At 33.1% G+C, this 15,019-nt stretch carries 15 protein-coding genes; 10 read left to right on the top strand and 5 right to left on the bottom strand.

Annotation, left to right across the window (positions count from 1 at the left end):
• Nucleotide 1 precedes the first annotated feature (1 nt).
• The 7 genes from Q0876_RS08930 (at nucleotide 2) to Q0876_RS08960 (ending at nucleotide 7,700) form a co-directional block, all read left to right on the top strand.
• On the top strand, nucleotides 2-772 hold the full coding sequence (locus tag Q0876_RS08930; protein WP_299226493.1) for an O-methyltransferase: 771 nt from the start codon (nucleotides 2-4) through the stop codon (nucleotides 770-772).
• 65 nt (nucleotides 773-837) lie between these two features.
• Nucleotides 838-1,521 (top strand): ABC transporter ATP-binding protein, encoded by a 684-nt coding sequence (locus tag Q0876_RS08935; RefSeq protein ID WP_299226496.1) that lies wholly within the window; start codon nucleotides 838-840, stop codon nucleotides 1,519-1,521.
• Nucleotides 1,522-1,715: 194 nt separating this feature from the next.
• Entirely contained in the window at nucleotides 1,716-2,291 is a 576-nt protein-coding gene (locus Q0876_RS08940; RefSeq protein ID WP_299226499.1) for a cob(I)yrinic acid a,c-diamide adenosyltransferase, read from the top strand.
• Nucleotides 2,292-2,446: 155 nt separating this feature from the next.
• The gene (locus Q0876_RS08945; protein ID WP_010177336.1) at nucleotides 2,447-2,668 is read left to right on the top strand and encodes a DUF2795 domain-containing protein; all 222 of its coding nucleotides are present in this window, start codon (nucleotides 2,447-2,449) and stop codon (nucleotides 2,666-2,668) included.
• A 168-nt stretch (nucleotides 2,669-2,836) separates the two neighbouring features.
• The gene (gene secA / locus Q0876_RS08950; RefSeq protein ID WP_299226503.1) at nucleotides 2,837-6,193 is read left to right on the top strand and encodes a preprotein translocase subunit SecA; all 3,357 of its coding nucleotides are present in this window, start codon (nucleotides 2,837-2,839) and stop codon (nucleotides 6,191-6,193) included.
• A gap of 119 nt (nucleotides 6,194-6,312) precedes the next feature.
• Nucleotides 6,313-6,717, top strand: coding sequence for a hypothetical protein (locus tag Q0876_RS08955; RefSeq protein WP_299226506.1), 405 nt, complete (start codon nucleotides 6,313-6,315; stop codon nucleotides 6,715-6,717).
• Between the two features lie 20 nt (nucleotides 6,718-6,737).
• Nucleotides 6,738-7,700, top strand: a complete 963-nt coding sequence (locus Q0876_RS08960) for an SMP-30/gluconolactonase/LRE family protein (protein WP_299226509.1) — start codon at nucleotides 6,738-6,740, stop codon at nucleotides 7,698-7,700.
• Here Q0876_RS08960 and Q0876_RS08965 read toward each other — a convergent pair whose 3' ends face one another.
• The 5 genes from Q0876_RS08965 to Q0876_RS08985 all read right to left on the bottom strand — a co-directional run bounded on the left by Q0876_RS08965 (nucleotide 7,701) and on the right by Q0876_RS08985 (nucleotide 12,458).
• Nucleotides 7,701-8,882, bottom strand: coding sequence for a hypothetical protein (locus tag Q0876_RS08965; RefSeq protein WP_299226512.1), 1,182 nt, complete (start codon nucleotides 8,880-8,882; stop codon nucleotides 7,701-7,703).
• A 68-nt stretch (nucleotides 8,883-8,950) separates the two neighbouring features.
• Nucleotides 8,951-9,661 carry a peptidoglycan DD-metalloendopeptidase family protein gene (locus tag Q0876_RS08970; RefSeq protein WP_367276645.1) on the bottom strand — a complete coding sequence of 237 codons (711 nt, stop codon included), beginning with the start codon at nucleotides 9,659-9,661 and terminating at the stop codon, nucleotides 8,951-8,953.
• Nucleotides 9,662-9,720: 59 nt separating this feature from the next.
• On the bottom strand, nucleotides 9,721-11,283 hold the full coding sequence (locus tag Q0876_RS08975) for a hypothetical protein (protein ID WP_299226515.1): 1,563 nt from the start codon (nucleotides 11,281-11,283) through the stop codon (nucleotides 9,721-9,723).
• A gap of 55 nt (nucleotides 11,284-11,338) precedes the next feature.
• Entirely contained in the window at nucleotides 11,339-11,923 is a 585-nt protein-coding gene (locus Q0876_RS08980; RefSeq protein ID WP_299226518.1) for a hypothetical protein, read from the bottom strand.
• Complete coding sequence (locus Q0876_RS08985; RefSeq protein ID WP_299226521.1) at nucleotides 11,907-12,458, bottom strand: RNA polymerase sigma factor; 552 nt, start codon at nucleotides 12,456-12,458, stop codon at nucleotides 11,907-11,909. The genes Q0876_RS08980 and Q0876_RS08985 overlap by 17 nt, the downstream gene beginning before the upstream one ends.
• Nucleotides 12,459-12,627: 169 nt before the next feature.
• Between Q0876_RS08985 and Q0876_RS08990 the strand changes: the two genes are divergently transcribed.
• Genes Q0876_RS08990 through Q0876_RS09000 form a run of 3 tightly spaced genes read left to right on the top strand, consistent with a single transcriptional unit; the run spans nucleotide 12,628 to nucleotide 15,016 of the window.
• Entirely contained in the window at nucleotides 12,628-13,194 is a 567-nt protein-coding gene (locus tag Q0876_RS08990; protein ID WP_299226522.1) for a DUF2911 domain-containing protein, read from the top strand.
• 14 nt (nucleotides 13,195-13,208) lie between these two features.
• Nucleotides 13,209-14,291 (top strand): methylmalonyl Co-A mutase-associated GTPase MeaB, encoded by a 1,083-nt coding sequence (meaB, locus tag Q0876_RS08995; RefSeq protein ID WP_299226525.1) that lies wholly within the window; start codon nucleotides 13,209-13,211, stop codon nucleotides 14,289-14,291.
• Between the two features lie 8 nt (nucleotides 14,292-14,299).
• On the top strand, nucleotides 14,300-15,016 hold the full coding sequence (locus Q0876_RS09000; RefSeq protein ID WP_299226528.1) for a glycosyltransferase: 717 nt from the start codon (nucleotides 14,300-14,302) through the stop codon (nucleotides 15,014-15,016).
• The last annotated feature ends 3 nt before the right edge of the window (nucleotides 15,017-15,019 follow it).

Raw genomic sequence — 15,019 nt, forward strand, 5'->3', positions numbered from 1 at the left:
AATGTTTCAAATTATTCAATACATAACATTTTTAATTCGTTCTACTAATCAACATGGTGTTCATTCTCCTTTTATTTATGATTTGGTAACCAAATGCTTCTACGATAAATCATTTTTTAAGGATTATGTAAAATTGTCGCAGTACAGGAACTCACTTTTAAATAATCGTGAAATTGTTGAAATTAAAGATCTAGGCTCTGGATCACGAATTTTTAAAACCAGTACTAGATCAATTTCAAAAATTGCTAAAGCTTCAGGAACACCCTTACAAAGAGCGAAGCTTATATATAGGATTGTAAACTATTTTAAACCCAAGCACACCTTAGAACTTGGCACCTCTTTAGGTATTGCAACACATGCCATGGCACTGGGAAATCAAGAGAATTCTATTACTTCTATTGAAGGCTGTCAAAATATTTCAGCAATAGCAAAACAACAATTAATTCAACAAAACATCAAAAATGTAATATTAGAAGTAGGTGAATTTGAAAGTCAATTGCAAACACTAGAAGGTCAACAATATGATTTGATATTCTTTGATGGAAACCATACCAATAAAGCAACCCTTAATTATTTCAACACACTCGTTAGTAATACTCACAATGACTCTGTTTTTATATTTGACGACATTCATTGGTCTAAAGGTATGTTAGAAGCTTGGGAAACGATTAAATCACATCCTAAAGTTACAGTAACCATTGACACCTTTTTTTGGGGATTTGTTTTCTTTAGAAAAGAACAAGTAAAGGAAAATTTTATAATTCGATTGTAACAAGAGTAATTAATTAACGTCTTATTCTTTATATTGCAATGCACCAATAAATCATCTGTCCTGTAATGAGTAACGTTATTGAAATTAGAAATATCATTCGAGATTTTAAACTCGGTCAAGAGACTGTTCATGTATTAAAAGGTATAGATTTAGATATCGAACTCGGTGACTATGTTGCTATTATGGGACCTTCTGGTTCTGGCAAATCTACACTAATGAACTTGCTAGGTTGTTTAGATACACCAACAGCAGGAAGTTATGTCCTTAATGGCAAAGATGTAAGTCAAATGAGCGATGATGAATTGGCAGATATTAGAAATACCGAAATAGGTTTTGTTTTTCAAACATTTAATCTTTTACCAAGAACTACAGCATTAGATAATGTCGCTTTACCTATGGTATATGCTGGAATGTCAAAATCAGATCGTATTAAACGCGCTGAAGAAGTTCTAACTGATGTTGGTCTTGCAGACCGAATGGACCATAAACCCAATCAGCTATCAGGAGGCCAACGTCAACGTGTAGCTGTAGGTCGAGCTTTAGTTAACAAACCTTCAATTATTCTGGCTGATGAACCTACAGGAAATCTAGATTCAAAAACAGGATTTGAAATCATGAATCTCTTTGATGAAATTCATCAGGCAGGAAATACCGTTATCATGGTAACTCACGAAGAAGATATTGCTGCGCACGCAAAGCGCATCATTCGTTTGAGAGATGGCTTAATTGAAAGTGATACCAGACAGTAAATGCTTTGGACCGTTTTAATATTAGCTTGCGTATTTCTCTTTATGAAAATTTCATTTAAAAATAATAAACGCTTCAGAGAACGCCGCAATAAGGATTCGATGTTCAATAAAAGACGTTTCAAAAAGTAGACTGAGCCTGTAATAATTTCTAGAAAACGTTTAACTTTTAGCATTCTAAGCTTTATCTTGCATGTATGAAAATTTACACAAGAACTGGAGACAAAGGAACAACTGCACTTTTTGGTGGTACACGTGTTCCAAAACATCATATTAGAATTGACAGCTACGGAACGGTAGACGAGCTCAATTCGCATTTAGGACTTATTAGAGACCAAGATATCAATCAACATTATAAAAATATATTGATGATCATTCAAGATCGTTTATTTACTGTTGGTGCTATCCTAGCAACAGATCCAGAAAAAGCAACCTTAAAAAATGGAAAAGACCGACTTAATATTCCTAAGATTTCTGAAGGTGATATTTTGAAACTAGAAGAGGAAATGGATACGATGAATGCGTCATTGCCACCGATGACTCATTTTGTATTACCAGGCGGACATCAAACAGTGTCATTCTGTCACATTTCGCGATGTGTTTGTAGACGAGCTGAACGCCTTGCCAGCGCATTGAATGAATTAGAACCTTTTCAACCAGAGAGTTTAAAGTATTTAAACCGACTTTCTGACTACCTCTTTGTATTGGCACGAAAATTGTCTTATGACCTACAAGCCGAAGAAGTAAAATGGATTCCCGAAAAAGAATCTTAAAAAGTACCACTTTGCAAAGAATATATTATCAGTTCTTGTAGGCCTAAACGATTGAAAACATAAGTTCTTTTAAATTATTATTTAATTAATTCGATTTTTTCTTGACTTTTTGAACTATAATTTTATTTTTGCAAAAAAATAAATACTCATAAGAAATGTATTGGACATTAGAATTAGCATCGTATTTAAGTGATGCCCCTTGGCCAGCAACTAAAGACGAATTAATTGATTACGCTATTAGAACAGGAGCTCCTTTAGAAGTTGTTGAGAATCTACAGGCGATAGAAGATGAAGGCGATTCATACGATTCCATAGAAGAAATTTGGTCAGATTATCCAACTGACGAAGATTATCTCTGGAACGAGGATGAATATTAAAAGGATTTAACAAAAATTACTTTTAAAACATAAAAGTTAAAAAGTCTCATTTTGAGACTTTTTTTATATCTGATTCTTCGTTAAAAATAACACAAATCTTATCTTTGAAATTCACAATTTTGAAGATATAAACGTTACTGTCGACGTTATTAAATAAAATAAAACACAATGAGTTTTTTAAATTCAGTACTTAAAGTATTTGTAGGAGACAAAGCTAAACAAGATGTTAAAGCACTTTCACCTATTGTAGAAAAAGTTAAATCGTTTGAAAGCGCACTTGAGCAATTATCACACGACGAACTAAGAGAAAAAACAGAAGAGTTCAAAGCTATAATAGCTGAAGCCCGTAGATCGCTTCAAGATAAAATTAATCAGTTACTGAATGATGCTGAAACCACAGAAGATATTGACAAACGTGAAGATATTTATTTAGAAATTGACAAAATCAAAGATGATATTTATGAGGTTACTGAAGGTGTCTTGGACGAAATAATGCCTGAGGCTTTTGCTGTAGTAAAAGAAACCGCTAAACGTTTTGTTAATCATACAGAGATCGCTGTTCAAGCAAACGAATTTGATCGTTTGATCTCTGGTGAAAAAGATTATGTTTCACTTCAAGGTGACAAGGCTGTTTGGGCAAATTCTTGGGACGCAGCAGGTAAGGCCATAACTTGGGATATGATTCATTATGATGTTCAGTTAATTGGTGGTGCTGCAATGCATCAAGGTAAAATAGCCGAAATGCAAACTGGTGAAGGTAAAACTTTAGTAGCGACACTTCCTGTTTATTTAAATGCATTAGCTGGTAAAGGTGTGCATCTAGTAACTGTTAATGATTACTTGGCAAAACGTGATAGCGCATGGATGGCGCCGATTTTTGAATTTCACGGCTTAAGTGTTGATTGTATTGACTATCATCAACCTAATTCTGAAGCGAGGCGAAAGGCCTACAGAGCTGATATTACTTACGGAACCAATAATGAATTTGGTTTTGACTACCTCAGAGATAATATGGCGCACTCGCCAGATGATTTAGTACAACGACCACACCACTATGCCATTGTTGATGAAGTTGACTCAGTGCTAATCGATGATGCACGTACACCTTTGATTATTTCGGGACCAATTCCTCAAGGAGACCGTCACGAATTTATCGAGTTAAAACCTAAAGTAGACAATATCGTATCTGTTCAACGTAAGTATTTAACTGGTGTTCTAGCAGAAGCAAAAAAATTAATTTCTGAAGGCGACACAAAAGAAGGCGGCTTCTTACTACTAAGAGCTTACAGAGGTATTCCAAAAAACAAAGCCCTTATTAAGTTTTTAAGCGAAGAAGGTGTTAAACAGTTATTGCAAAAAACCGAAAACTTTTACATGCAAGACAATAATAGAGAAATGCCTAAAGTTGATGCAGAACTCTATTACGTTATTGAAGAAAAAAACAACCAAGTTGAGTTAACAGATAAAGGTGTAGAATTCCTTTCTGGAAAAGACAATCCCGATTTCTTTGTTATGCCAGAAATAGGTGTTGAAATTGCAAAGATTGAATCTAAAGGATTAACTAAAGAAGAAGAAGCAGAAGAAAAAGAAGAACTCTTCAGAGACTTTGGTGTAAAATCTGAGCGCATACATACGCTAAATCAATTATTAAAAGCCTACGCTTTATTTGAAAAAGACAACCAATATGTGGTTATGGACAACAAAGTTATGATTGTCGATGAGCAAACTGGTCGTATTATGGATGGCCGTCGTTACAGTGACGGATTGCATCAAGCTATTGAAGCTAAAGAAAACGTGAAGATTGAAGATGCCACACAAACCTTTGCTACTGTTACTTTACAGAATTACTTCAGAATGTATCGCAAGTTGTCAGGTATGACAGGTACAGCTGTAACTGAAGCTGGTGAATTTTGGGAAATCTATAAATTAGATGTCGTTGAAATACCAACCAACAAACCAATTGCACGTGACGATAGAGAAGATTTAGTATATAAAACTAAACGTGAAAAGTATAATGCCGTAGTAGATGAAGTAACCAAATTATCTCAAGCCGGTAGACCAGTACTAATTGGAACAACATCTGTTGATATCTCTGAGTTACTAGGAAAAATTTTAGCACAACGAAAAATACCTCATAATGTTCTTAATGCTAAACTTCATAAAAAAGAAGCCGATATTGTTGCTGAAGCTGGTCAACCAGGCCAAGTAACTATTGCAACTAATATGGCAGGACGTGGTACAGATATTAAATTAATTGATAAAGTTAAAGAAGCTGGCGGTTTAGCTATTATTGGTACTGAGCGTCATGATTCTCGTCGTGTTGATAGGCAATTACGTGGTCGTGCAGGACGTCAAGGAGACCCAGGAAGTTCTCAGTTTTATGTATCATTAGAAGATAATTTAATGCGTTTATTTGGTAGTGAACGAATTGCTAAGATGATGGATAAAATGGGGCTTAAAGAAGGGGAAGTCATTCAACACTCTATGATTTCAAAATCTATTGAACGTGCACAGAAAAAAGTAGAAGAGAATCAATTTGGTGTTCGTAAACGTTTGTTAGAATATGATGATGTAATGAATGCACAAAGAGAAGTTGTATACAAACGTCGCCGTCATGCGCTACATGGTGAACGTCTTCGTGTAGATCTAGCGAACATGATCTATGACACATCCGAAGGGATCACTGAAGCCAATAAAGAAGCTAATGATTTCAAAAACTTTGAATTTGAATTGATACGTTACTTCTCAATGAGTTCTCCAATTTCTGAAGCTGAATTTGAAAAAGGTTCTGTTCAAGATATAGCAGGCAAGATCTATAAAGCAGCTTTTGAACACTACAGAGAAAAGATGCAACGTAATGCAGATCTAGCCTTTCCTGTCATTGAAAACGTTTATGAAAATCAGCGTGATAAATTCAAACGTATTGTCGTACCATTTACAGATGGTGTAAAGAATTTACAAGTTGTGACCGATCTAGAAAAAGCATACCAAACCAAAGGAAAACAACTCATTAATGATTTTGAAAAAAATATCACTTTGGCTATTGTTGATGATGCTTGGAAAACACATTTACGTAAAATGGATGAGCTAAAACAATCGGTCCAATTAGCAGTTCATGAGCAAAAAGATCCGTTATTGATATATAAGTTTGAAGCTTTCGAATTATTTAAGGAAATGATTGATCAAGTGAATAAAGATGTGATTTCATTTCTCTTTAAAGGTGAATTGCCTACTGAAACTCAAAATACCATTCAAGAGGCAAAAGCTCGCAAACAAGAAAAGCTTCAAACACAAAAAGACGAAATCCCAAACATGGATGAACGTGCTGCTCAAAATAGAGCTGTTGGAGCGGGAGCTTCTCGTCAACAGCAGGTGGTAGAAACCATTGTTCGCGACAAACCAAAAATTGGACGTAACGACCGTGTAACTATTAAGCATGTGATGAGTGGCGAAAATAAAACGGTTAAATATAAACAAGCCGAACCATTGATCGCAAAAGGCGAATGGGTATTAATTGAAGACTAAATCCCAAATACGTTAAAAGTAAAAATCCTAATAGAAAAACTATTAGGATTTTTTTTTACCTTAGAGCGTCTAACTAATCATGATCGCTACCGAGATAGAGGTCAAAAAAACTAGAACTCATGAGAAATATTTTGGCTACCATTGTAGGGTTTATAGTAGCATCTATAGTCGTTTATATGTTTGAAACACTTATTGGGCATAATTTGTTCCCTTTACCTGAAGGTGCAGACCCTATGGATATGGAATGGATAAAAAACAATATGGATAAAATACCAACTGGTTCAAAAGTATTTGTAGTAATTGCACATTTCATGGGCATTGTAGTAGGAATGTTTATCGCAGGTTTGATTTCAAAAACTAGTATGATTCCTGCTTATATTGTTGGAGGGTTAATAGTAGCTGCTACGTTCTTTTATATTTTTATGTTACCAAAAGAATTGTGGTTTTCAATTTCTGATGGTATATTTGCGTTTATTGGATTCGTAATTGGCACATCATTAGCAAAGAAGCAACTGAACAACTAGAACTTTAATGGCTTAAACTAATGAAGCCTTTGTATTATCTTACTTTAATTATTACGCTCTACTCTTGCAATTTTAATGAGAAGGAGAAACTTTCTATAAAAGTCCTAAATGCAAGTTTAGAATATAAAATAGAATCTAAATTAGGAGAAGGTGCCTTCTGGAATCATAAAACACATGAATTGTATTGGATTGATATTTTAGACAATAGCTTACACATCTATAGTCCAAAGAATAAAACAAATAGAACACTTCAAACGCCTTCAAGTATTGGTACTGTTGTTCCTTCAAATATAGATAACGAATCTATTATAGCGCTCCAAGATGGTATATACATAATAGATACTAATAACGGCTATACTGAACTTCTAAGTGATGTTGAAAGAGATATACCTAGTAACCGTTTTAATGATGGTAAATGTGATCCTTCTGGACGCTTATGGGTTGGCTCTATGGCATTTAGTCAAGAACGATATAAAGCAAACCTCTACATGATAAACGCTAAAGGTGACGCACAGCTTAAAAAGGATAGTGTTACAATTTCTAATGGTATTGTTTGGAGCAAAGATAGAACTAAAATGTACTACATTGATACACCTACAGCAGAAATAAAAGCTTATGATTATGACAACGGTTTAGGTAATATCTCAAATGAACGTATTGTTACAAAAATTCATGATTCATTGGGTTTTCCTGATGGCATGACAATAGATGAAAACGACAATCTTTGGGTTGGAATGTGGAATGGTAACGCAGTGCTTCAGTTTGATTCTGAAACTGGCAAGTTAATATCAAAAGTAAATGTGCCTGCCCATAATGTAACTGCCTGTGCTTTTGGCGGTGAAGGTCTAGACACCCTCTATATTACAACTGCTTCTGTAGATATGAACGCTCAAGAGAACGAACAATTTCCATTAGCTGGCTCAATATTTAAAATCAAGACAGAAGTTAAAGGTGTAAAGAGTTCTTTCTTTAAAACCAATTAATTAAAATATCCGATAGGTAGCTGTTAAATAAATGCTACTGAAATTAACTTCAGCGATATCTTCAAATGTTGATAAGTTAGTATTAAAAAAATACCTGAGTTGAGCTCCAAATCGTTTGTAGTCATATCCAAAAACCATCGAGAAGTTAACTGGTAAATCATTTATTATGTTTCCAAAAAGTTCTTGATTAGCTTGATTTAAAGTCAATTCATTTTTCAACCCAATATCCATAGCTACATCTGGACCTATAAAAAATTTAGATTCTTCATTGAGATACATTAAATACCTAGCACCTAATATAATTTGAATTGACTGTAAATCAACTTCAAAATCTTCAGCCGTTTTTTCATTGAAAGCTTCAGCTTTAAAGCTTTTATAAAACGCAGATGCATTTAAAGAAAACTTATAGTTATTTGTTGGCAATAAAAATTCGCCTTCAAAACCAATGACTGGTGATATTTCATTCTTAAAGCTCAATGACCTATCAAGAAAATCGTTCCTATTAAAACTAAATTCCATATCTAAAGCAGAAAAATTAAGCCCAAGATGACCTTTAAACCTTGCTTTAACACGTCTAGCCTTACTTACATATACGTTTTCTATATTTTTACAAGTATTATACTCTAAAAAGTAATTCTTTAAACTACTTAAATTGAACTTAATTCTAACAAAATTACTTTCAGTTATACATTTGACATCACTATTTAACTTCACTAAATAATCATTATTATATTTCAACTCTTCATCATCAAAATATTCTTTCCTAATCAATTGTCTTATTTCAGAATCATTAACACTGTAAAAATACTTTTCTTGATCGTTGTCATTATTATAATATAATATAGCTTCCCCTTCAATGATAACCTTAGCCAATAACTCAATTGAATTTAGTCTTATTTCTTTACTTTTTGATACGTCTATTTTGGTTTTTATAGTTCTGTAACGAACTATATCTTCTATTCCAAATTCAAAAATACTTTTGGTCTCAACTACTTCTATAGTTGAACTATTAGTTAGTTTGTATTTGATTGTTTTTGGGCTATTGTCCCAGCCTTCATTTTTTATATAACAACTAATTTTTTCCTTGTTATCTTTAATTATATAACCTTTTTGAAAATTAATTTGCGAAAAAAGTGATTGAGTGAAAATGGTAAAAATTAAAATTGAAAAAAAACATTTCATCTGCTTGTATTTTTTGATAGCTGTAAAAATAATATTTTGAAAGAATTTTCGTATTAATCTTTGCCCTTTTATTTTAATTTTAATAACATGTTTGGGTCAGGGCAGTTGTAATTGTAGAACTCTAAATCTCTTTTAGTAGATACGCCTGGGTAATCTCCAACATAATGTTCTATATCTTTTATGATCTGAAAGTGCAAATGTGGTGGATAATCACCATTAACAGAAGTGCTACCTAATGTTGCGAGTAGCTCACCTTTTTTGAAGACTTGCCCAATAGATATCGTTTTTATTGAGCTTAAACTCAGATGCCCATATAAGGTATAAAACGTAATATTTTTAATCTTATGTTCCAAGATTATAGTTGGCCCATAATCGCCAAAGTTTTTGTTATTATTAAAGCTATGAACTATAGCATCTAGAGGTGCAAAAATGGGCGTCTCAGCAGCAATCCATAAATCGATGCCCAAATGAATATTGCGCGCAAGATTTGATTTATTATCATTAAAATAATCACTACGTTGATAAATAGCTCTTGTTTCGAGGTAACCACCAAAAGCTACTTTAGCTTTATTTAATTTGATATGATGGTCTATATAGCTCTCTAGTTTCTTAGATGAAGAAACATCAACATGCTTTAGCTCTTCATTAGTTGTAGATAAATCTATACCAATATAATCTGATTTTACTATGGAACTGTCTAAGATATGAAGTGGCTGAGGGCTAATACAATATAAAAAATGAGAAAATGTGTTTTGAATCACTTTAGAGATTTTTCTCAAAAATAAAGTATCTGAATAAGATTCTGAAACTATGCAAGCATAGATTCAAATCACAAAAATTATTGCATGATGACATTACTATATTTAGCATTAAGCACTATGGTTTTATTACTGCTTAAATTACCTGTAGAATAATTAGAAATATTAGTTGTAGTGCTACTCTCAGGGTGACTAAATCGTGAACGATTACCTTTATATTGCAAATTAAAATCTGTTTTAGGCAATGCTATTACTGCATCACTATTTTCAATAATAACATTAAGATTGTTAAACGTATCTGCAATATTGATAATAGATAAATCACCAAAACTGCCATCAATTATGGCGTTTCCTATTAAAGTTCCGATAATTGTATTAGAAGAATTAGAATTAAGTACCAAACGATCTACCGTTGTTATTTTTGCTTTACTAACGTGGTTCAATTTAAGCTCTCCTAGACTCCATGTAGAAATTAAAACAGGTGAGTAAGACACATTGATGGAAGTCTCGCTTCCATCAATGTGATTAGCTACAAGTGTAGCATGTGATATATCTGCCTTTAAGTTCTTTATTACTGATGAGAACTTAAGCTCACCATGTCTTACATTCATTTTTAGTTTTGCATCTTTAGGCATCTTTATTTTTATAGTTTTCTTCACCTTATCGCCAAGGTGATGCTTCAAACTATTTTTAAGTTCTAGAGTACGAAGTTCCTGAATTTTTTGACGCTCTTCTAAGCGTTTCGCAACCTTTTCGTCTCGTTTAAGTTTCATTAATTCCCTTTCGGCTATACGCTTTTCTAAAGCAGCGTTTCGTTGTTCTAAAGCAGCAGCTCGCTCTTCCATTTGTTCAGCATAACGCTCTCCCCAAGCTTCCATTTTTTCTGCCCATTCACCACTAAATCGCTCTTCCAATTGTTTGGCATACACCTCCATTTTCTTCTGATAGTCTTTACCAAATTTCTTTCCGTATTTTTCACCCCATTTTTCCATATCTTTTTCGTAAGTTGAAAAATCTACCTTTGCCATTTTTTTAGCCCAATCTTCCATACGTTCTTTAAATTCAGCACCATATTTCAACTCATATTCTTTACTCCATTTCTGAAGATACACTTCACCTTCTTTTTTATAAGCTTCGGTATCAAAGTGCACACTTTTTATACCTTCTGGAAGTTCAGGAATCTCAGGCATTTCTGGCATCTCAGGGAAATTGAATTCTTGAATTTCAACCAACTCAGGCATTTCTGGCATTTCTGGCATTTCCGGTAAATCAACTAATTCTAGCTCTAATTTCACTAATGGAGAAAAATTATAATCAAAGTCATAATTTGTCCATGTTGAAAGAGGAGACCCTTTTGAACGAATAGACACATAATCACCAGAACCCTCGACTTCAATATTCCAATTTTTAAGGGCCTTTTCGAGTTCATCTTTAGAAAGCTTTTCATCTTCAATATAGGCTTCAATTTCTAAAGTATTCTTATTCCAAGTATCGACCTCTATCTCAACATAACTCGTATTTAAATCTATAGTAACATTATCTGTAACTTTTATAGATTCTGAAATTTTAGTTAGCTTTTTTTGTGCCGAAACACTAATGCTAATTGATAGTAATAGCATTAAAAATTTATATCTTGTTTTCATTTTTAAAAATTTTTCTGATTAAATCTGTTTGATTAATAATCTATTTCATTGATTATTAAATAATAGCATTTTGCGAATCTTCATCTTTTAAAGTATTTAGATCACGCAATTGTTCTTTTAGACGATATAATAAACTAAGGCGTATTTTTAAATTATCTATCAACGCGCTTACTGTGAGTTCGTTAGGACCATTCTCTGTAAGTTCAACAGACAAGCGTTTATACTCTTCGTTAAGTTCTTCTAGCTTGAGTACATAACCATCAAACAATTCTTTGTTATCTGGTGTAAGTTTTACTTTTGACAACTCTAAGTTAATATTAGCTAAGTAATAATTTTCAACCTTCTTCAGGTCAGGAGAAATATCACCAAGTGACTTGATAGCATCATTACTTGTATCTTGTTTTGCTAGTTCAGGCTCAATTTTTTCAGGTATTTGAAAGAATTTAAAAGCGCCATAACTCAAACTTATTAGAATGACAATACTAGCGGCAATTTGCCAAATACTGAAGCGTTTTTTGATTGATGTTTCTGGAAAAGCGTCATCTAACTTTTTAAGAAAACGTGCTTCATGTCCTTGTTCCATTTTTTCTTGAGAATCTTTGTTCTCGTTTTCAAATAAGCGTCTAATGTCTTGTCCCATTACTCAAAGGTGTTAATAGTTCTTTTAATTTTGATTTTCCTCTTGAAAGTTGTGTTCTTGAAGCAACTTCGCTAATGTCTAAAATTTCAGATATTTCTTGATGGTCGTATCCTTCAATTAGATAGAGCATTACTACATATCTATACTTTTCAGGCAAATTGCTAATTGCTTCTTTGACTTCCTCCAATGTTATGGTATCGTCTACTAACCATTCGTCTTCATAATTTGCATCAACTATTTTAAGGTGCACCTCTTCTAGTTCTAAGATTTGTTTCTTTCTAGATTTTAACAAATCAATGCTTTTATTAACGACGATGCGTTTCAACCAAGCTCCAAATGAGACTTCAGCCTTAAACTGGTGCAACTTCGAAAATGCTTTAATAAAGGCTTCCTGTACGATATCTTCAGCTTCCATAGAATCCTTTACAAAACGCATAGCAACTATATACATGCCATCACAATACTGTTTGTATAATTGCAATTGGGCTACACGATTGTTTTGTTTACATTTTTCGATGATGTCAGTTTGTAACATCTAAACTCGTTTTGGTTTGGTATAGTTCATAATAAAGACGATACAAAAAATGGAGTGTTGCAATTTGTTTTTTATTTTTTAAAAAATCTACTAAAACTACGTTAACATCTATTGTGATGTAATATATTTACTAGTATATTTATATCGCATTTAGAAATCAATTATTTTTATGAATACGTTTTTAAAACGACTATTAATCATTCTGTCTATAATAGCCATTGGTCTATTTCTATATTCCTATTTTGTTGAAAATATTTTTTCTAATCGGTTGAGTCCTAAAGATACTGTAGAGTTTAAACTTAACGATTTAAAACTTGAAGTTTTTTACAATAGACCATCAAAAAAAGAACGAGATATTTTTGGAGCCTTGGTTCCTTATGGTAAGGTTTGGAGAACAGGTGCTAATGAAGCTACAACATTAGAAACCAATAAAAATTTAATGGTTAAAGGCATATATGTGCCCGCTGGAAAATATAGTATATGGACAGTTCCAAATGACAGCGTATGGAAAGTGATGTTCAATACTAAGCAGTATCCTTGGGGTGTTGATGAACAAATGCAGCCGCTTTGGGATCCTAACTATGATCTTCTTGAAATTGATGTTCCTGTTGAAAAGTTAGACAAGGTTGTTGAGCAATTTACTATAGCATTTGATAATTCTACTGATGATCTTAAGCTTACTATGGCTTGGGACAAAACAAAAATTGCAGTACCTTTAGTGGTATTAAAAGATTAAAACAAGTAAGACTTTTGTCTAAAACATCAAAATCTTCTGCTTTAAAAAATAAAGAAGGGGTTTCAATATCTGAAATCACCAATAACTCTTCTATTGAAAATATTAGAAAGAAACGAAAGTCTAAGCCTACATCTCAATTACTAATAACTCAAATATTGAATGGGAATATTACAGCTTTGAGTAGAGCCATTACTTTAGTTGAAAGTTCAAATCCATTACATTTAAAAAAGGCTAATGAAATTATAAAATCATGTTTACCATATGCAAATAATTCCATTAGAATAGGAATAACTGGTGTTCCTGGTGTAGGCAAAAGCACCTTTATTGAAGCCTTAGGTATACATTTGACTACTACAGGAAAAAAAGTTGCAGTATTGGCAGTAGATCCTAGCAGTAGCCTAAGTAAAGGAAGTATTTTAGGTGATAAAACACGAATGGAAGATTTGGTAAAAGACACGAACGCCTTTATTAGACCCTCTCCATCAGGTACATCGTTAGGTGGTGTTGCCCGTAAGACTAGAGAAACAATCATTTTGTGTGAAGCTGCTGGTTTTGATACTGTAATTATTGAAACCGTAGGAGTTGGGCAAAGCGAAACTGCAGTGCATAGCATGGTAGATTTTTTCTTACTCTTGAAACTAGCTGGAGCCGGTGACGAGTTACAAGGTATTAAACGCGGGATTATTGAAATGGCTGATGCTATAGCTATAAATAAGGCAGATGGCGAAAATCAAAAAGCTGCAAAATTAGCTAAAGTTGAATTTAATAGAGCCTTACATTTATACCCTCAAAAAGAATCTGAATGGCAACCTAAGGTTTTACTTTGTAGTGCACTGAAGCAAGAAGGAATTTCTGAAATATGGCAACTGATCAAAAACTATGAAAAGCACTCAAAAGCTAATAGCTATTTTGATCACAATAGAAAAGCGCAAAATAAATTCTGGTTATTACAAACCATTGAAGAACGGCTGAAATCAGATTTCTTTAATCAGAAAAAAATCAAAACAGCACTTAGCACTCAATTACAACTCATTGAAGAAGGTACAACAACACCCTTTGTAGCCGCTGAATACCTATTAGGGTTAGCACTTGATTAACATCTTGTATGATTTATAAGTTTACTATTATTATTCCAATTTATAATGAAGAGGACAACTTAGAGCGTTTAGAGTCAGAACTAATAACTTACATGACCATCGCTAAACTACCAACTAAAGTACTCTTTATAAATGATGGGTCAACTGATACTAGCCAAGAATATATTGAGAACATTTGTAAAAAAAACACTGACTTCAATTACATTCTTTTTTCTAAAAATGAAGGTTTAAGCGCTGCACTAAAAGCTGGTTTTGATTATGTTGACACTGAACTTGTAGGTTATATAGATGCTGATTTACAAACTACTCTTGAAGATTTTAATCTCCTTCTCGAACATGCTAACACTTACGATTTAGTCACTGGTGTTCGTAAAAATAGAAAAGATGATTTTTTCAAGCGTCTATCATCAAAAATAGCGAACCGTATTCGTCGTTCGTTCACTAAAGATGGTATGGATGACACTGGATGCCCATTGAAAATTATTAAAGCAGAATATGCAAAACAAATTCCGCTATTCAAAGGCTTACATCGATTCTTACCTGCTATGGTTTTGCTACAGAATGGCACTATTATTCAGATTCCTGTGCGTCATTTTCCAAGAATAGCAGGTAAGTCTAAATTTGGACTTTCTAACCGATTATTGGGACCTTTAACAGATTGCTTTGCTTACTTATGGATGAAAAAGAAATATATCAACTATAACGTGTCAAAAAAGAAGTTATAGCAA

The sequence above is a fragment of the uncultured Psychroserpens sp. genome (genome assembly GCF_947503375.1).
Classification (GTDB): Bacteria; Bacteroidota; Bacteroidia; order Flavobacteriales; family Flavobacteriaceae; genus Psychroserpens.